Here is a 16,737-nt window from a genome sequence, read left to right on the forward strand (position 1 = left end):
TCACACATCGCTGGTGATCAGCTTCAGCTCGCTGGACTGTATATTTCCCCGATGGCGGAACTGACCAACCACTTGGCCGCCCGGCTCAATGGTGATGTTTTCATAGACAATATCGCCAGTGATACGGGCGGTGTGCTCGATGAAAAGGTCCTTTGCCGTGATAGAGCCGTCCACGAGTCCTGCAAGCCGGGCGGTCTCCGCCATGATGCAACCCCGGATTTCGCTATCGGCGCCTTGAACCAGATTGGCGCAACTCAGGTCCCCTTCGATTTTGCCGTCGACATGCAGGTCCACCGACGCGCGAATATTGCCGGTAATGACGATATCGCTGCCAATGATGGAGAAGGGCGTATTCCTAGCCCCGGTTGCCGCGATCGTTATCTTGGGAGCCGACGCGCTGAAGGGCAATTTTCTGGACTTCGAGAACATCGGCTTTGGCCTCCAGGAAACGGCGGGGGTTAATTGGCTGGCCGTTCATTCTGACTTCGAAATGCAGATGTGTCCCGGTGGAACGGCCCGTTGAACCCATCCGGGCGATCTGTTCGCCGCGATGCACCTTTTGGCCCGTCTTGGTGTTGAAGCCGGAAAGATGGGCATAGCGGGTCATCATGCCGTGGCCATGGGTAACTTCCACCACATTGCCGTAGCCCGAACGCTGGCCGACATAGGTTACGCGGCCATTGGCTGCGGCTAGGATCGGTTGACCATAGGATCCACGAAAATCAAGTCCCGCGTGAAAGGCCGCATGACCATTAAAGGGATCGCTTCGGCGGCCAAAGCCGCTGCTCAGCATCACGATATTAGTCGGTTTGCCTGAAGGAATGGCAAGCATAGTATTTTCAAGGATGTCGAGCCTTTGCAAAGCTTTGCTAAGGTCTGCAAATTCTTCGCTGATATCGCCACTATCGCCTTTTACGGGAATGAAAGGCCCCCCCTGCGCGGAGCGCGATTGACGTATAAGCCTGGGAGGTTTGAGGCCAAAACTGCGAATAGCAAATTCCAGCTTTTCCGCACGGCGCGCCACTGCATCCCCAAGCTGGCTTGCAAACGCGATCTGCTGCTCCTCGATGCGGCGCAACTCGTGCGCCTCGGGAATGGCTGCGCTGATTCTGCTGGTTTTTGAACCTGCCTTGCCCTCTTTGGCTCCGATAATTTTTCGGGCCACAGGATCCTCGCCGAAATGGCTTTTGACCAGGCCCTCAAGATTTTCCTGCCGCTGTTCCAGCTCGGCGGCGACCTCTTTTACCGAGGCGCGGTAACTGGTCACATTGCGTGCAGAACTGGCGATAGCGGCTTGCTGCCTTGCTAGAGCGGCCCTGTCGCGCGCAATGTCATATTTGGTAATAGCAAGAAATATCGTGGCGACCGCCGCTAATATAAGGGTCAGCGCGAGTAATCCGGCAAACAGCATTTGCAGCCGACTGCTGACCTTCAAGAACCTTACAGTTCCCCCGGACCTGAGAAAAATTTCCCGCTCAGGAAATAACCGCCACACACCAGTCACAAGACTGGCGATGCGGACATCGCTTTTCGACACTTGCCAACCCGCTAGTTTTTTTTGCCGACTCGGCCCGTAGCAAAGGGGCTGAAGAGTCGCGAATCCGTCACACAAGAGTCATGACGAGTCGGACGATTGGCAGGGTGAAATGAGATTTTGGCGATTTTGTTCCGCCGATCTGGACAAACATCCGCTTGGTCAGAAAGGCGAATCAGAAAAAATCCCCGGCGGAAAAAGGGGGCTTCCGCCGGGGGGTCGCAGTTGAAGGGCTTCTTCGCCGCGGGCTCCGTTATACCGCAGACCAAGCGCCCTTCAGATCGCTGCTCTATATTAAGCATTGTGCGAATTTGCGTCTGTACGTAGTTTCCGTATTCCGCCGGTACGCCTTGTCCGGCGTTAAAAATCTTGGCGCGCCGGAGCGACGGAAACTCGGTTTGGGCCCATTGACCATGATTGCCTGAATAGTTATAGGGCGCGCCTGCTTTGCGGCTCTCTGGCTGGGAATGATTTCCCTTCAGGCCGCCTCAGGGCGGATTTTTTGAGCTTGAACATTGCCGGGTGCGTGTGCGGGCCTGGGGGGTCATATGACCGCCGGGGCTTTTTCTATTGGGACAATCCCACGGAAACGCGCGTCCGCCGGTAAAGTAACTAGACAAAGGTGAAGGGCTTCATGCCGACGATTAACCAGCTGATCCGAAAGGGTCGCGAGCCGCAAAAGGCGCGCTCGAAAGTTCCCGCGATGGAGGCGAACCCGCAAAAGCGCGGCGTTTGCACCCGTGTCTATACCACGACCCCGAAAAAGCCGAACTCGGCTCTGCGCAAGGTGGCGAAGGTTCGCCTGACCAACCAGCGCGAAGTGATCAGCTATATTCCGGGCGAAGGCCATAACCTGCAGGAGCACAGCGTGGTCCTCATACGTGGCGGCCGCGTACGCGACCTTCCCGGTGTGCGTTACCATGTGCTGCGCGGCGTGCTTGACACCCAGGGCGTCAAGGACCGTAAGCAGAGCCGCTCCAAATACGGCGCCAAGCGTCCGAAGTGATCTGAGTCCGCTCAGGTCATCCCGGCGCAGACCGGGGTACAGGTTATAAGGAATTAGACATGTCACGTCGTCGTCGTCCCGAAAAGCGGGTTATCCTGCCTGATCCCAAATTTGGAGATCAGGTGCTTTCGAAATTCATGAACAGCGTCATGCTGGACGGAAAGAAATCGGTTGCTGAATCCATCGTTTATGGCGCTCTCGACGTGGTCGAGGCCAAGGCGAAGAAGGATCCAATCCAGCTTTTCCACGATGCTCTCAACAATGTGAAGCCGGGCATCGAAGTTCGCAGCCGCCGTGTTGGCGGTGCGACTTATCAGGTCCCGGTCGAGGTTCGTCCCGACCGCGCCCAGGCGCTCGCCATTCGTTGGCTGATCACCGCCGCCCGCGCGCGCAGCGAAACCACCATGGCCGCCCGCCTCTCGGGTGAGCTTCTCGATGCGGCGAATAATCGCGGCAACGCGGTCAAGAAGCGGGAAGACACCCACCGCATGGCCGAAGCGAACCGTGCATTCTCGCACTATCGCTGGTAATATTCGATCACCATGGTCCCGCCCAAGTGCGGGACCAGGGTGATCCTCGCACCGTTTAACGAACGCGCCGGTTTCGCCGGCACATGGAGTATAGATCATGGCCCGCAGCCACCCGCTCGAGCGTTACCGCAACTTTGGCATTATGGCGCACATCGACGCCGGCAAGACGACGACGACCGAGCGTATCCTCTATTACACCGGCAAGTCCTACAAGATCGGCGAAGTCCATGACGGCGCGGCTACCATGGACTGGATGGAGCAGGAGCAGGAAAGGGGCATCACGATTACGTCCGCCGCCACGACCTGCTTCTGGAACGACCATCGGTTGAACATCATCGACACACCCGGCCACGTGGATTTCACCATCGAAGTGGAGCGCTCACTGCGGGTACTCGACGGCGCGGTCGCTGCGTTCGATGGCGTTGCCGGCGTGGAGCCGCAGTCGGAAACGGTGTGGCGTCAGGCGGACAAGTACAAAGTGCCGCGGATGTGCTTCATCAACAAGCTCGACCGCACCGGCGCCAACTTCTATTATTGCGTGCAGACCATCATTGACCGTCTGGGCGCCAAGCCGGCCGTCCTTTATCTCCCTATCGGTGCGGAGAGCGACTTTAAGGGCCTGGTCGATCTCGTCGAGAATCGCGCGATCATCTGGAAAGATGAGAATCTTGGCGCTGAGTTCTCCTATGAAGAGATTCCGGCCGATCTTGCGGACAAGGCTGCCGAATATCGCGAAAAGCTGATCGAACTCGCCGTTGAACAGGACGATGAGGCGATGGAAGCCTATCTCGAAGGCAATGAGCCCGATGTCGCAACACTCAAGAAGCTGATCCGCAAAGGCACGCTTAACCAGGCATTCGTGCCTGTGCTGTGCGGCTCGGCATTTAAGAACAAGGGCGTGCAGCCACTGCTCGACGCAGTCGTCGACTATCTGCCCAGCCCGCTTGATATTCCCGACGTCCAGGGCGTGAATCCGGACACGAACGAGCCCGACAGCCGCGCAACGGCCGACGATGCGCCTTTCGCCGGCCTCGCGTTCAAGATCATGAACGACCCGTTTGTGGGATCGCTCACCTTCCTGCGCGTCTATTCGGGCACTTTGACCAAGGGCAGCTACCTGAACTCGGTGAAAGACAAGAAGGAAAAGATCGGCCGCATGCTGCTTATGCATGCGAACAGCCGGGAAGACATTGATACTGCTTATGCGGGCGATATCGTCGCTCTTGCGGGCCTTAAGGAAACGACCACCGGCGATACGCTCTGCGCGGAGCGTCAGGCAATCATCTTGGAGCGGATGGAGTTCCCAGAGCCCGTCATCGAGCTTTCGGTGGAACCCAAGACCAAGGCCGACCAGGAAAAGATGGGCATCGCGCTTAATCGCCTTGCTGCTGAGGATCCGAGCTTCCGCGTCTCGACCGATCACGAATCGGGCCAGACGATCATCAAGGGCATGGGCGAGCTTCACCTCGAAATTCTCGTCGACCGCATGAAGCGCGAGTTCAAGGTCGAAGCCAATGTCGGTGCGCCGCAGGTGGCTTATCGCGAATATCTCGGCAAGAAGGTCGACATCGACTACACGCATAAGAAGCAGTCGGGCGGCTCGGGGCAGTTCGGTCGCGTGAAGGTGACGGTCATCCCCGGTGAGCGTGGTTCCGGCTTCCAGTTCTTCGACGAGATCAAGGGCGGCAACATTCCGCGCGAATATATTCCGTCGGTAGAAAAGGGCTTCCGTGAGACCGCCGAAACCGGCAGCCTCATCGGCTTCCCGATCATCGACTTCGAGGTCCACTTGACGGACGGTGCATATCACGACGTCGACTCGTCGGCATTGGCGTTCGAAATATGCGCGCGCGGCGCGATGCGCGAAGCGGCTCAGAAGTCGGGCATCAAGCTGCTCGAGCCAATCATGAAGGTCGAGGTCGTGACGCCGGAAGAATATCTGGGCGACGTTATCGGCGACATGAACAGCCGTCGCGGCCAGATCCAGGGCACCGACACGCGCGGCAATGCGCAAGTCATTGAGGCGATGGTGCCGCTGGCCAACATGTTCGGCTATGTGAATCAGCTTCGTTCCTTTACCCAGGGACGCGCAAACTATTCCATGCAGTTCTCTCATTATGAGGAAGTGCCGCAGAATGTTGCCGACGAAGTGAAAGCAAAGCTGGCATAAATTTTTTTTGATGCTATGAGCGCCACTTCGCGAGGCGTCCCCAAGCGGTCAAAACCACGATATTTGGACAAGAAGGTAGGGAAAAATGGCGAAAGCTAAGTTTGAGCGGACGAAACCGCACTGCAATATCGGCACCATCGGTCACGTCGACCACGGCAAGACCACGCTGACCGCCGCGATCACCAAGGTTCTGGCAGAAACTGGCGGCGCCGAATTCACCGATTATGCCAACATCGACAAGGCTCCCGAAGAGCGTGAGCGCGGCATCACCATTTCGACGGCGCACGTGGAATATGAAACGCCTGCGCGTCACTATGCCCACGTCGATTGCCCCGGCCACGCTGACTATGTGAAGAACATGATCACCGGTGCGGCGCAGATGGACGGCGCGATCCTGGTGGTGAACGCTGCTGATGGTCCTATGCCCCAGACCCGCGAGCACATTCTGCTGGCCCGTCAGGTGGGCGTGCCTGCTCTGGTGGTATACATGAACAAGGTCGATCAGGTCGACGACGAGGAACTGCTTGAGCTCGTTGAACTCGAAGTTCGTGAACTGCTTTCCAGTTACGATTTCCCCGGCGACGATATTCCCATCGTCAAGGGCTCGGCTCTCGCCGCTCTCGAAGGCCGCGATGACAATATCGGCAAGAGCTCGATCCAGGCGCTTATGGACGCTGTCGACAGCTACATTCCGCAGCCCGAGCGTCCAATCGACAAGCCCTTCCTGATGCCGATCGAAGACGTGTTCTCGATCTCGGGCCGCGGTACGGTTGTGACCGGTCGTGTGGAATCCGGCATCGTCAAGGTTGGCGAAGAAGTCGAAATCGTCGGCATCAAGCCTACGAAGAAGACGACTGTCACCGGCGTTGAAATGTTCCGCAAGCTGCTCGATCAGGGTCAGGCTGGCGATAACATCGGTGCTCTGATCCGCGGCGTTGGCCGTGAAGAAGTCGAGCGTGGTCAGGTTCTGGCGAAGCCCGGCACCATTACGCCGCACACCGACTTCGACGCCGAAGTCTATGTCCTGTCGAAGGAAGAGGGTGGCCGTCACACGCCGTTCTTTGCGAACTATCGTCCCCAGTTCTACTTCCGTACGACGGACGTTACCGGTGAAGTGGTTCTGCCTGAAGGCACCGAGATGGTCATGCCCGGCGACAATGTGAAGTTGGCTGTGAAGCTTATTGCTCCGATCGCCATGGACCCGGGTCTGCGCTTCGCCATTCGCGAAGGCGGCCGGACCGTCGGCGCAGGGGTTGTCAGCTCTATCTCCAAGTAATATAGGCAGCGGGCCGCACGAATCGGAAGATTTGAGCGGCCCGAAATTTTAGCCGCCCCGGACGATCCTCTCCGGAATGTAAATTCTAGAGGGCATATGGGGCGGTTTGTTTTTTAGCTCTTTCTCATCGGTAATGGACATGGAAACGCAGAATATCCGCATTCGTCTAAAGGCTTTTGATCACCGTGTGCTGGATCAGGCCACCGGCGACATTGCCGACACCGCCCGCCGCACCGGCGCGCTGATCCGCGGTCCCATTCCGCTGCCTACGCGCATCGAAAAGTTCACCGTGAATCGTGGACCGCACATTGATAAGAAGTCGCGGGAGCAATTTGAGGTTCGCACATACAAGCGCATGCTTGACATTGTGCAGCCGACGCCGCAAACGGTCGACGCGCTGATGAAGCTGGATCTTGCTGCCGGCGTGAACGTCGAAATCAAATTGGCGTAAGCCGATTTGCCCCGGACTTGATCCGGGGATCAGGGCGGTGCCGCGCCGGCCCTGAGAATTCCTGCTTTCGCAGGAACTCAAGTTTCTGGAGGCGAATGCTTCCGAGCGAAAATTGGGATACCGCACGGCTTGGCCGTGGTCCTGGTCCCCCGTCGCCCTCGTTTATGCGGGGGCATCCAGCCCGGACGGGGTGATTGCAAATTGGGTTGGCCGCAAGGGAGCGATCCTGAGCGGTTTTTTCGTTGGATACGCCCGCCGCTAACGTGGGCCTCTATGGGAGAATGGATCATGCGTACTGGCGTGATCGCGAAGAAGATGGGTATGACTCGCCTGTTCCAGGACGACGGCCGCCATGTGCCGGTCACCGTTCTGAGTCTTGAACAGTGCCAGGTCGTAGCCCGCCGTGATGCTGAAAAGGATGGCTATGTAGCTCTCCAGCTCGGCGCCGGCGCCGCGAAACCAAAAAATGTTGCCAAGCCGCAGCGCGGCCACTTCGCTAAGGCGGAGGTGGAGCCCAAGCTGCAGGTTGCCGAATTCCGTGTTGCCGATGACGCGCTGCTGGACGTTGGGGCCGAACTTTCGGCCGACCATTTTGTCGCAGGCCAATTGGTCGACATCACCGGCCACACCCAGGGTAAGGGCTTCGCCGGTGCAATGAAGCGCTGGGGTTTCGGCGGTATGCGCGCCACTCACGGTGTTTCCATCTCTCACCGTGCGCATGGTTCGACGGGTAACCGTCAGGACCCAGGTCGCGTCTTCAAGAACAAGAAGATGGCAGGTCATATGGGTGACCGTCAGCGCACGCAGCAGAACCTTGAAATCGTCCGCACGGACGTCGAGCGTGGTCTTCTTTTTGTGAAGGGCAGCGTTCCCGGGTCAAAGGGTACCTGGCTGCTTGTCAAGGATGCCGTGAAGGTCGCGCGCCATGCTGATGCGCCTTATCCTGGCGCTGTAAAGCAGGCTGCGAACAGCAATGAAGCTCCCGCGAACACCCCGGCTGAAGAAGTCGCGGCTCCGGAAGTTGCAGAAGGTCAGGAGGGCTAAGCCATGAAAGTTAAGGTTCAGACCCTCGACGCGACCGCTAATGGCGACGTGGAATTGAATGATGCTGTGTTCGGTGTGGAGCCCCGCGCCGACATCTTGCATCGCGTCGTCACCTGGCAGCTTGAGAAGCGCCGCGGCACCGCCCGCGCCGCTCGTGAGCGCAGTGATGTCGCTCGCACGGGCAAGAAGTTCGGCCGCCAAAAGGGTGGCGGCACGGCACGTCACGGCGATCGTAAGGCGCCAATCTTTATTGGTGGTGGTAAGGCCCATGGTCCCCGCGTCCGTGACTTCGACCCTTCGCTGAACAAGAAGGTGCGGGCTCTTGGGCTTAGGATGGCGCTTTCGGCCAAGGCGAAGGACGGCTCGCTTGTCGTTCTGGATAATCTTGATGTCGCTGAAGGCAAAACGAAGGTGCTGGCCGGGCAGCTTGAAAAGTTGGGCTTGGCCAAAAAGGCGCTGTTCATTGATGGCGATGCCGTCAATATCAGCTTCGCCAAGGCTTCGTCCAACCTCGTGGGCGTCAATGTGCTGCCCGCCGTCGGCGCCAATGTCTATGACATATTGAAGCATGACCAGCTGGTGCTCACGCGCGCTGCGGTCGAGAAGCTGGAGGCGCGTTTCAATGGCTAAGAAGCAAGTTCAGGCAGTCGATAACCGTCATTTCGACGTCGTTGTCGCGCCGGTAATCACCGAAAAGTCTACGCTGCTCTCTGAGCATAACGCGGTCGTCTTCAAGGTCGCGAAGGATGCATCCAAGCCGGAGATCAAGGCTGCAGTGGAAGCCCTATTCGGTGTTTCGGTCAAGGCAGTGAACACGCTTGTCCAAAAGGGCAAGACGAAGCGTTGGAAGGGTAAGCCCTACACGCGCAGCGATGTGAAGAAGGCGATTGTCACCCTGGCCGAAGGCCAGTCGATTGACGTCACCACCGGTATCTGAGGCGGAAGAGAATAATGGCACTCAAGCATTATAATCCGACGAGCCCGGCCCAGCGCGGCTTGGTCCTGGTCGATAAATCCAGCCTCTGGAAGGGCAAGCCCGTCAAGGCATTGACGGAAGGCAAGCACAAGACCGGTGGCCGCAACAACAAGGGCCATGTGACTTCGCGCGGTATCGCGGGCGGTCACAAGCAACGTTATCGTTTCGTCGATTTCAAGCGTCGCAAGTGGGACGTGGAAGCGACGGTGGAGCGTCTGGAATATGACCCCAACCGCACGGCCTTCATCGCGCTTGTCAAATATGAAGATGGCGAGCTCAATTACATTCTCGCGCCGCAGCGCTTGGCGGTGGGCGACAAGATCGTCGCTGGCAAGAAGGTGGACGTGAAGCCTGGAAATGCGATGGAGCTTAGCCAGATGCCGGTCGGCACGATCATCCACAATGTGGAGATGAAGCCAGGCAAGGGTGGACAGATTGCTCGTTCAGCCGGCACTTATGCGCAGCTTGTCGGTCGTGATCGCGGGCTGGTGATCGTTCGGTTGAATTCCGGCGAGCAACGCTACATTCGCGGCGAGTGCATGGGAACGGTCGGTGCTGTCAGCAATCCGGACAACGCCAACCAGAACCTGGCCAAGGCAGGCCGGAACCGCTGGCTCGGCAAGCGTCCGCTTACCCGCGGTGTTGCCAAGAACCCGGTCGATCACCCCCATGGTGGTGGCGAAGGCCGCACCTCTGGCGGTCGTCATCCGGTGACCCCATGGGGCAAGCCGACGAAGGGCGCACGCACCCGCAACAACAAGGCGACCGACAAGATGATCATTCGGTCGCGTCACGCGAAGAAGAAGAGGTAAGAGATGGCCCGCTCCGTCTGGAAAGGTCCTTTCGTGGACCTGCATCTGCTGAAGAAAGCGGAAACCGCACAGGAAGCTGGCGGCCGTGCGCCGATCAAGACCTGGTCGCGCCGCTCCACCGTTCTTCCGCAATTCGTTGGCCTGACGTTCAACGTCTATAATGGCCGCAAGCATGTTCCCGTGTCGGTGAACGAAGACATGGTTGGCCACAAACTGGGTGAGTTCGCGCCGACGCGTTACTTTCCCGGTCATGCTGCCGACAAGAAGGGCAAGCGCTAATGGGCAAGCAAGCAGCTCCTCGTCGGGTAGCCGACAATGAAGCGCTGGCGGTTGGCACCTCCATCCGCGGCAGCGCGCAGAAGCTCAACCTGGTGGCTTCGCTGATTCGCGGCCGCAAGGTCGAAGACGCCATGAACATCCTGGCTTTTTCGAAGAAGGCGATGGCGGTTGATGTTCGCAAGGTACTCGCGTCCGCGATTGCCAATGCGGAAAACAACCACAATCTGGACGTCGACGCGTTGGTCGTGTCGGAAGCGTCCGTGGGCAAGAGCATCACCATGAAGCGCTTCCACGCTCGCGGCCGTGGCAAGTCGACCCGGATACTGAAGCCGTTCAGCCGGGTTCGCATCGTCGTTCGCCAACAGCAGGAAGAAGAGGCGTAAGTCATGGGTCAGAAGAGCAATCCGATCGGGCTTCGCCTGCAGATCAACCGGACCTGGGACAGTCGCTGGTTCGCTGAAGGTCAGGATTATGGTCGCCTGCTGATGGAAGACATCAAAATCCGTCAGTACGTCATGAAGAACCTGCCGCAGGCCGCAATTTCCAAGGTTGTGATCGAGCGTCCGGCAAAGCTTTGCCGCGTCAGCATCTATGCCGCACGTCCTGGCGTGATCATCGGCAAGAAGGGCGCGGATATTGAAAAGCTGCGTCGGAAGCTGGGCCAGCTCACTTCCAGTGATGTAAGCTTGAATATCGTTGAGATCCGTAAACCGGAAATCGACTCCAAGCTGGTTGCGCAGGGCGTTGCTGATCAGCTTGAGCGCCGCGTCGCTTTTCGTCGTGCCATGAAGCGCGCCGTTCAATCTGCTCTGCGTCTGGGTGCTGAAGGCATTCGGATCACTTGCGGCGGTCGTTTGGGTGGCGCGGAAATCGCACGGGTGGAATGGTATCGCGAGGGCCGCGTTCCGTTGCACACGCTTCGTGCGAACGTCGATTATGCCGAGGCTGAGGCTCACACCGCTTATGGTGTGTGCGGTATCAAGGTGTGGATTTTCAAGGGCGAGATCCTGGGCCACGATCCGATGGCGACAGACCGCTTGATGATGGAAGCGCAAACATCGGGGGTCCGGCCGGCGCGATAAGGGTCATTCCTTTAAACGTCGCCTGATCGGCCGAACCAACGGTGTCAGAAGGTAACAAGATATGTTGCAACCAAAGAAAATGAAGTTCCGCAAGGCCTTCAAAGGCCGGATCAAGGGTGATGCGCCCGGCGGTACGACCCTGAATTTCGGTTCCTATGGCCTTAAGGCGATGGAGCCTGAGCGGGTTACTGCGCGTCAGATCGAGGCGGCTCGCCGCGCGATTACGCGCCACATTCGCCGTCAGGGCCGCTTGTGGATCCGCGTTTTTCCGGACGTTCCCGTTTCGAAAAAGCCGGCCGAAGTTCGTCAGGGTAAGGGTAAGGGATCGATCGAATATTGGGCAGCTCGCGTCAAGCCGGGCCGCATTCTATTCGAATTGGACGGCGTTCCGGGTCCGCTTGCTGCCGAGGCGTTCTCTCGCGCGGCGATGAAGTTGCCCATTAAGACCAAGGTCGTGGCCCGCCTCGGCGACACGTCGCATCTGGGAGCATGACAATGGCCAAGATTGCTGATCTTAAGGTGAAGAGCGACGATCAACTGAGCGAGCAGTTGGGCGAATTGAAGCGCGAGCAGTTCAACCTGCGCTTCCAAGCTGCGACGAACCAGCTGGAAAAACCAAGCCGCATGCGCGAGGTCCGTCGCTCGATCGCTCAGATCAAAACCCTTCAGACCGAGCGCGCTCGCGCCGCTGAAGCGAAGTAAGGAAGGAAAGACCATGCCCAAGCGCGTGCTGACGGGAACGGTTGTTTCCGACAAGACAGACAAGACCGTGGTGGTAAAGGTGGAGCGCAAGGTCAAGCACCCGCTCTACGGCAAGATCATCCGTCGGTCGAAGAAATACCATGCCCACGACGCCGAGAACGCCTTCAAGGAAGGGGAAACCGTGCGGATCGAGGAAACCGCACCAATTTCCAAGCTGAAGAGCTGGAAGGTGATTGAGCGAGTGGATACGCACAAATCGCCGGAAAAGGCAGCGGGCTGATTAGGAGCTAACGGAACTCCCGGGGCATCCCGGAAAGCCAATTAAGAAGGAACCGGATCAATGATCCAGATGCAGTCAAATCTTGATGTCGCTGACAACAGCGGCGCCAAGCGCGTCCAGTGCATCAAGGTGCTGGGCGGATCGAAGCGGCGGTTTGCCGGCGTCGGTGACATCATCGTCGTGTCGGTGAAGGAAGCAGCCCCACGTGGCCGCGTGAAGAAGGGTGACGTGCATCGCGCGGTCATCGTTCGCACTGCCAAGGACGTTCGTCGCGCCGATGGCTCAGTCATTCGCTTCGACAGCAACGCGGCCGTTCTGGTCGGCAAGAATGATGAGCCCATCGGCACTCGTATCTTCGGCCCTGTGGTACGCGAACTTCGTGCCAGGAAGCACATGAAGATCATCAGCCTGGCTCCGGAGGTATTGTAATGTCGGCCGCCAAGATCAAAAAGGGCGACAAGGTGGTTGTCCTGTCCGGTAAGGACAAAGGCCGCACCGGCAACGTTGTCAAGATGATGCCCAAGGACGGCAAACTGGTCGTCGAAGGCGTTAACATCGCTGCTCGCCATCGCAAACCGACGCAGACGAATCCGCAGGGCGGTATTGAGCGTTCGGAAGCGCCGCTGCATATTTCCAAGGTGGCCATTGCCGATCCCAAGGACGGCAAGCCGACCCGTGTCCGTTTTGAAGTGAAGGACGGGAAGAAGGTTCGCGTCGCCGCCAAATCTGGGGAGACGATCGATGGCTGATACGTACACGCCGCGTTCGAGGAAGCTTTATGATGAGACCATCATCAAGGCGATGACCGAGAAATTCGGGTATAAGAATCCGATGCAAGTTCCGAAGATCGAGAAGATCGTTTTGAACATGGGCGTCGGTGAAGCCACCCAGGACAAGAAGAAGGTTACTTCGGCGGCCGAGGAAATGGAATTGATCGCTGGTCAAAAGCCGGTCATTACCAAGGCGAAGAAGTCCATCGCACAGTTTAAGCTGCGTGAAGGCATGCCCATCGGCGCGAAGGTAACGCTGCGCCGCGAACGTATGTTCGAGTTTCTGGATCGCCTTGTGACGATAGCGATGCCTCGCATTCGCGACTTCCGTGGTCTGAATCCGAAGTCCTTTGACGGCCGGGGCAATTATGCATTCGGTATCAAGGAACAGATCATCTTTCCGGAAATCAACTATGACCGCATCGAAAAGGTGCGTGGCATGGACATCATCGTAACCACCACCGCGAAGACGGACGAAGAGGCCCGCGAATTGCTGCGCCTGTTCGGTTTCCCGTTCCCCGCAGAGGCAGAGAAGCAGGCCGCGTGAGCGGTTCTGCTTCCTAGTAGGAAAAGGAAGAGAACTTAAGTCATGGCGAAACTGAGTTCCATCAACAAGAATGAGCGTCGCAAGAAGTTGGTGAAAAAATATGCCAACAAATATGCGAAGCTGAAGGCAGTAGCGGATGATGAAGCGCTCGATGAGACCGAGCGTCTGATCGCTCGCTTGAAGCTGGCGGAAATTCCTCGCAACGCCAACCCGACCAGGGTTCGTAATCGTTGCGAAATCACAGGCCGTCCGCGCGCCTATTACCGTAAATTCCGGCTCTGCCGGGTGCAGCTCCGTGATTTGGCCAACAAGGGCCTGATCCCCGGCGTCACCAAGTCGAGCTGGTAAGGATTAGATAGATGGCATTGACCGATCCTTTGGGTGATATGCTCACCCGCATTCGTAACGGCCAGCAGGCGCGCAAGGACAGCGTCGTTAGCCCGGCATCGAAGCTTCGCGTCCGCGTGCTCGACGTGCTGCAGCGCGAAGGATATATTCGCGGCTACAGCGAAGAAGACCTTGGTAAGCATAAGGGCCTGCGCATCGAGCTGAAATATTTCGAGGGCCAGCCTGCGATTAAGCATGTTGCGCGCGTCTCTAAGCCTGGCCGCCGGGTCTATTCCGGCTCGAAGGGGCTGCCCGTGGTTCGCAATGGCTTGGGCATCACCATTGTTTCGACGCCTCGGGGCGTTCTGTCCGATGCGGAAGCGCGAGACCAGAATGTGGGCGGCGAAGTCCTGGCGGAGGTATTCTGACCATGTCACGCATTGGAAAAAGGCCTGTTGCGATCCCCAGCGGCGTAACGGCAACGATTGAAGGCGGTCTTCTGTCGGTCAAGGGCCCGAAGGGCACGCTGACTCTGCCGCTGGCTGACGAAGTTACCTATTCCATTGAGGATGGTGCGATTTCAATTCAGCCCGCCAACGCTACAAAGCGCGCGCGTTCCTATTGGGGTATGCAGCGCACCCTGGTTCAAAACCTAGTGACGGGCGTCACTGAAGGTTTCACCAAGGTGCTGGAAATTACCGGCGTCGGCTATCGCGCCAATGCCCAGGGCCGGAATTTGAAGTTGCAGCTTGGCTATAGCCACGACGTTGATTTCTCCATTCCGGAAGGAATTGAAATCAAGACCCCGGATAACACTACGGTCGAGATTACGGGCAACGACAAGCAGAAGGTGGGGCAGGTTGCTGCCGAAATCCGCCGCTGGCGTAAGCCGGAGCCCTATAAGGGCAAGGGCATCAAATATCGCGGCGAGTTTATCTTCCGCAAAGAAGGCAAGAAGAAGTAAGCCATGGCGAAACTCTCTCTCTTTGAACGGCGTCGTCGCCGAGTTCGCACCGCACTCAAAAGCCGCGGGGCGCAGCGTCCCCGTCTTTCCGTGCATCGTTCGGGCCGACACATCTATGCTCAAATCATCGATGATGCGGAGGGCAAGACCGTTGCCGCTGCATCAACGCTGGACAAGGATGTGCGTGGCAAAACCGGCGCAACGGCCGAAGCTGCAGCCGATGTCGGAAAGCGCGTCGCGGCCGCTGCCACCAAGGCCGGCGTAACCAAGGTCGTGTTTGATCGCGGCGGCTTCCTTTTCCACGGACGCGTGAAGGCGCTGGCTGACGCCGCGCGTGAAGGCGGATTGGAGTTCTGATCATGGCAGAAGAAAACAACATCGAAGCGGCAGCCGTTCCCGGCGTTGAGGCCGAAGCACCGCAGCAGGAAGGCCGTGGTCGTCGTGGCCGTGGCGGACGTGGTGGCGGCGAGCGTGGTGATCGGGGTGGCCGTGGCCGCCGTGACGACCGTCGCCCTCGTGATGAAGAGCAAGGCGAGGAGCTGATTGAAAAATTGGTTCACATCAACCGCGTCAGCAAGACCGTCAAGGGCGGTAAGCGCTTTGGTTTCGCGGCGCTGGTGGTAGTGGGCGATGGCAAGGGTCGCGCCGGCTTTGGCCATGGCAAGGCTCGCGAAGTGCCGGAGGCGATTTCGAAAGCGACGGCGGCGGCCAAGAAAAAGATGGTGCGCGTTCCCCTCAAGGAAGGCCGGACGCTCCATCACGATGGCAATGGCCATTTCGGCGCTGGTAAGGTGACGGTGCGTTCGGCTCCTGCCGGTACAGGTATCATCGCCGGTGGTCCGATGCGCGCTGTCTTCGAAAGCCTGGGCGTGGCGGACGTGGTGACCAAATCGGTCGGCACCTCCAACCCTTATAACATGATCCGGGCGACGTTTTCTGCGCTCGGTGAACAGACCAGCCCCAAGTCGGTGGCTCAGCGTCGCGGCAAGAAAGTTGCCGACCTGCTGCGTCGCGGCGGTGCTTCCGATGCGGTGGCGCAGGCCGACGCTGAAGCAATTGTGGAGTAAGGACCCATGGCGAAGATCAAGATCAAGCAGACGGGTTCGCCCATTCGCCGTCCCGAAGCCCAGCGCAAGGTGCTGATCGGCCTTGGCCTCAATAAGCTGCACCGCGTTGTGGAGCATGAGGACACGCCGGAAATCCGTGGGATGGTCAAGGCTGTGCACCATCTGGTCCAGGTAGTCGAAGGTTAAAGCATGTGCCCCTGCGGAAGCAGGAGCATGTCCTTACTGGCGCGAACATAGCGAAAGCGAGTGCAGATACATGAAACTGAATGACATTTCCGATAATGCAGGCGCTCGGAAGGGCCGCATGCGCGTTGGCCGGGGCATTGGTTCGGGCAAGGGCAAGACCGCCGGTCGCGGACAAAAGGGCGCGAAGGCGCGCTCGGGCGTTTCCATCAACGGTTTTGAAGGCGGCCAGATGCCGCTTCACATGCGCCTGCCGAAGCGCGGCTTCAACAACATCTTCCGCAAGGATTATGCCGAGGCCAATCTGGGTATGGTGCAAAAAGCGATTGATGCCGGAAAGCTGGACGCCTCTGCGACCGTCGATCAGGCTGCTCTCAAGGCCGCTGGTCTGGTTCGGGGTGGTAAAGATGGCGTGCGGCTGTTGGCCAAGGGCGAATTGAAGGCCAAGGTCAGCTTTGCTGTCGCAGGCGCCTCAAAGGCTGCGGTTGAAGCCGTGGAAAAAGCTGGCGGCAAGGTGGATATCCTGGCCAAGGCGAAGGCCGCAGCGGAATAGGCATCCTCCCGATGCTTGCATGAACGACCCCGCACGCCCAGATGGTGCAGCGGGGTCGCCGCGTTTTCGGCCTGCAGCTTTTCGTCATCCCGCTAAGGGAGCGGCGCCATTTTTTCCGGCGTGGCAACAGAAAGCCCGGAAGGATGGATTCCCGCTTTCGCTGGAATGGCGGGAGAATGATCGT

Annotated in this window: 27 protein-coding genes; 25 read left to right on the plus strand and 2 right to left on the minus strand. The window is 58.4% G+C overall.

Annotated features, from left to right (window positions below):
* Complete coding sequence (locus HNQ99_RS00945) at nt 1-429, minus strand: bactofilin family protein (protein ID WP_184473764.1); 429 nt, start codon at nt 427-429, stop codon at nt 1-3.
* Nucleotides 356-1,435 carry a M23 family metallopeptidase gene (locus HNQ99_RS00950; protein ID WP_246414319.1) on the minus strand — a complete coding sequence of 360 codons (1,080 nt, stop codon included), beginning with the start codon at nt 1,433-1,435 and terminating at the stop codon, nt 356-358. The genes HNQ99_RS00945 and HNQ99_RS00950 overlap by 74 nt, the downstream gene beginning before the upstream one ends.
* A gap of 733 nt (nt 1,436-2,168) precedes the next feature.
* Here HNQ99_RS00950 and rpsL point away from each other — a divergent pair.
* The 25 genes from rpsL to rplO all read left to right on the plus strand — a co-directional run bounded on the left by rpsL (nt 2,169) and on the right by rplO (nt 16,553).
* A complete protein-coding gene (rpsL, locus tag HNQ99_RS00955; RefSeq protein WP_106639566.1) occupies nt 2,169-2,540 on the plus strand; it encodes a 30S ribosomal protein S12 in 372 nt (123 codons plus the stop codon).
* 59 nt (nt 2,541-2,599) lie between these two features.
* The gene (gene rpsG, locus HNQ99_RS00960; RefSeq protein WP_184473765.1) at nt 2,600-3,070 is read left to right on the plus strand and encodes a 30S ribosomal protein S7; all 471 of its coding nucleotides are present in this window, start codon (nt 2,600-2,602) and stop codon (nt 3,068-3,070) included.
* 97 nt (nt 3,071-3,167) lie between these two features.
* Nucleotides 3,168-5,240, plus strand: coding sequence for an elongation factor G (gene fusA / locus HNQ99_RS00965; protein WP_184473766.1), 2,073 nt, complete (start codon nt 3,168-3,170; stop codon nt 5,238-5,240).
* A gap of 85 nt (nt 5,241-5,325) precedes the next feature.
* Nucleotides 5,326-6,516 (plus strand): elongation factor Tu, encoded by a 1,191-nt coding sequence (gene tuf / locus HNQ99_RS00970; protein ID WP_184473767.1) that lies wholly within the window; start codon nt 5,326-5,328, stop codon nt 6,514-6,516.
* Between the two features lie 139 nt (nt 6,517-6,655).
* Nucleotides 6,656-6,967 carry a 30S ribosomal protein S10 gene (gene rpsJ / locus HNQ99_RS00975; protein WP_014077880.1) on the plus strand — a complete coding sequence of 104 codons (312 nt, stop codon included), beginning with the start codon at nt 6,656-6,658 and terminating at the stop codon, nt 6,965-6,967.
* Between the two features lie 288 nt (nt 6,968-7,255).
* Nucleotides 7,256-8,011, plus strand: coding sequence for a 50S ribosomal protein L3 (gene rplC / locus HNQ99_RS00980; RefSeq protein WP_184473768.1), 756 nt, complete (start codon nt 7,256-7,258; stop codon nt 8,009-8,011).
* Between the two features lie 3 nt (nt 8,012-8,014).
* Complete coding sequence (gene rplD / locus HNQ99_RS00985) at nt 8,015-8,641, plus strand: 50S ribosomal protein L4 (RefSeq protein ID WP_184473769.1); 627 nt, start codon at nt 8,015-8,017, stop codon at nt 8,639-8,641.
* On the plus strand, nt 8,634-8,948 hold the full coding sequence (locus HNQ99_RS00990; RefSeq protein WP_184473770.1) for a 50S ribosomal protein L23: 315 nt from the start codon (nt 8,634-8,636) through the stop codon (nt 8,946-8,948). Before rplD ends, HNQ99_RS00990 begins: the two co-directional genes overlap by 8 nt.
* A gap of 14 nt (nt 8,949-8,962) precedes the next feature.
* The gene (gene rplB / locus HNQ99_RS00995) at nt 8,963-9,799 is read left to right on the plus strand and encodes a 50S ribosomal protein L2 (protein ID WP_184473771.1); all 837 of its coding nucleotides are present in this window, start codon (nt 8,963-8,965) and stop codon (nt 9,797-9,799) included.
* A 3-nt stretch (nt 9,800-9,802) separates the two neighbouring features.
* Complete coding sequence (gene rpsS / locus HNQ99_RS01000; protein WP_184473772.1) at nt 9,803-10,078, plus strand: 30S ribosomal protein S19; 276 nt, start codon at nt 9,803-9,805, stop codon at nt 10,076-10,078.
* On the plus strand, nt 10,078-10,461 hold the full coding sequence (gene rplV, locus HNQ99_RS01005; protein ID WP_184473773.1) for a 50S ribosomal protein L22: 384 nt from the start codon (nt 10,078-10,080) through the stop codon (nt 10,459-10,461). Before rpsS ends, rplV begins: the two co-directional genes overlap by 1 nt.
* A 3-nt stretch (nt 10,462-10,464) precedes the next feature.
* Nucleotides 10,465-11,160, plus strand: a complete 696-nt coding sequence (rpsC, locus tag HNQ99_RS01010; protein WP_184473774.1) for a 30S ribosomal protein S3 — start codon at nt 10,465-10,467, stop codon at nt 11,158-11,160.
* A 61-nt stretch (nt 11,161-11,221) separates the two neighbouring features.
* Complete coding sequence (gene rplP / locus HNQ99_RS01015) at nt 11,222-11,653, plus strand: 50S ribosomal protein L16 (protein WP_184473775.1); 432 nt, start codon at nt 11,222-11,224, stop codon at nt 11,651-11,653.
* 2 nt (nt 11,654-11,655) lie between these two features.
* Entirely contained in the window at nt 11,656-11,862 is a 207-nt protein-coding gene (rpmC, locus tag HNQ99_RS01020) for a 50S ribosomal protein L29 (RefSeq protein WP_184473776.1), read from the plus strand.
* A 13-nt stretch (nt 11,863-11,875) separates the two neighbouring features.
* Nucleotides 11,876-12,142 carry a 30S ribosomal protein S17 gene (rpsQ, locus tag HNQ99_RS01025; RefSeq protein WP_184473777.1) on the plus strand — a complete coding sequence of 89 codons (267 nt, stop codon included), beginning with the start codon at nt 11,876-11,878 and terminating at the stop codon, nt 12,140-12,142.
* Nucleotides 12,143-12,202: 60 nt separating this feature from the next.
* Complete coding sequence (rplN, locus tag HNQ99_RS01030; RefSeq protein WP_184473778.1) at nt 12,203-12,571, plus strand: 50S ribosomal protein L14; 369 nt, start codon at nt 12,203-12,205, stop codon at nt 12,569-12,571.
* Nucleotides 12,571-12,891: a 50S ribosomal protein L24 gene (rplX, locus tag HNQ99_RS01035; protein ID WP_184473779.1), complete on the plus strand. Its 321-nt coding sequence runs from the start codon at nt 12,571-12,573 to the stop codon at nt 12,889-12,891. Before rplN ends, rplX begins: the two co-directional genes overlap by 1 nt.
* Nucleotides 12,884-13,459: a 50S ribosomal protein L5 gene (gene rplE, locus HNQ99_RS01040; RefSeq protein WP_184473780.1), complete on the plus strand. Its 576-nt coding sequence runs from the start codon at nt 12,884-12,886 to the stop codon at nt 13,457-13,459. Before rplX ends, rplE begins: the two co-directional genes overlap by 8 nt.
* A 42-nt stretch (nt 13,460-13,501) precedes the next feature.
* Entirely contained in the window at nt 13,502-13,807 is a 306-nt protein-coding gene (gene rpsN / locus HNQ99_RS01045; RefSeq protein ID WP_184473781.1) for a 30S ribosomal protein S14, read from the plus strand.
* 11 nt (nt 13,808-13,818) lie between these two features.
* Nucleotides 13,819-14,214 (plus strand): 30S ribosomal protein S8, encoded by a 396-nt coding sequence (gene rpsH, locus HNQ99_RS01050; protein ID WP_184473782.1) that lies wholly within the window; start codon nt 13,819-13,821, stop codon nt 14,212-14,214.
* Between the two features lie 2 nt (nt 14,215-14,216).
* Nucleotides 14,217-14,750 carry a 50S ribosomal protein L6 gene (rplF, locus tag HNQ99_RS01055; protein WP_184473783.1) on the plus strand — a complete coding sequence of 178 codons (534 nt, stop codon included), beginning with the start codon at nt 14,217-14,219 and terminating at the stop codon, nt 14,748-14,750.
* Between the two features lie 3 nt (nt 14,751-14,753).
* Nucleotides 14,754-15,107, plus strand: a complete 354-nt coding sequence (gene rplR / locus HNQ99_RS01060) for a 50S ribosomal protein L18 (protein WP_184473784.1) — start codon at nt 14,754-14,756, stop codon at nt 15,105-15,107.
* Between the two features lie 2 nt (nt 15,108-15,109).
* Nucleotides 15,110-15,817, plus strand: a complete 708-nt coding sequence (gene rpsE, locus HNQ99_RS01065; RefSeq protein WP_184473785.1) for a 30S ribosomal protein S5 — start codon at nt 15,110-15,112, stop codon at nt 15,815-15,817.
* A gap of 6 nt (nt 15,818-15,823) precedes the next feature.
* Nucleotides 15,824-16,003 (plus strand): 50S ribosomal protein L30, encoded by a 180-nt coding sequence (rpmD, locus tag HNQ99_RS01070; RefSeq protein WP_184473786.1) that lies wholly within the window; start codon nt 15,824-15,826, stop codon nt 16,001-16,003.
* Between the two features lie 70 nt (nt 16,004-16,073).
* Nucleotides 16,074-16,553: a 50S ribosomal protein L15 gene (gene rplO, locus HNQ99_RS01075; RefSeq protein ID WP_184473787.1), complete on the plus strand. Its 480-nt coding sequence runs from the start codon at nt 16,074-16,076 to the stop codon at nt 16,551-16,553.
* The last annotated feature ends 184 nt before the right edge of the window (nt 16,554-16,737 follow it).

Source organism: Rhizorhapis suberifaciens (assembly GCF_014200045.1).
GTDB classification, from domain to species: domain Bacteria; phylum Pseudomonadota; class Alphaproteobacteria; order Sphingomonadales; family Sphingomonadaceae; genus Rhizorhapis; species Rhizorhapis suberifaciens.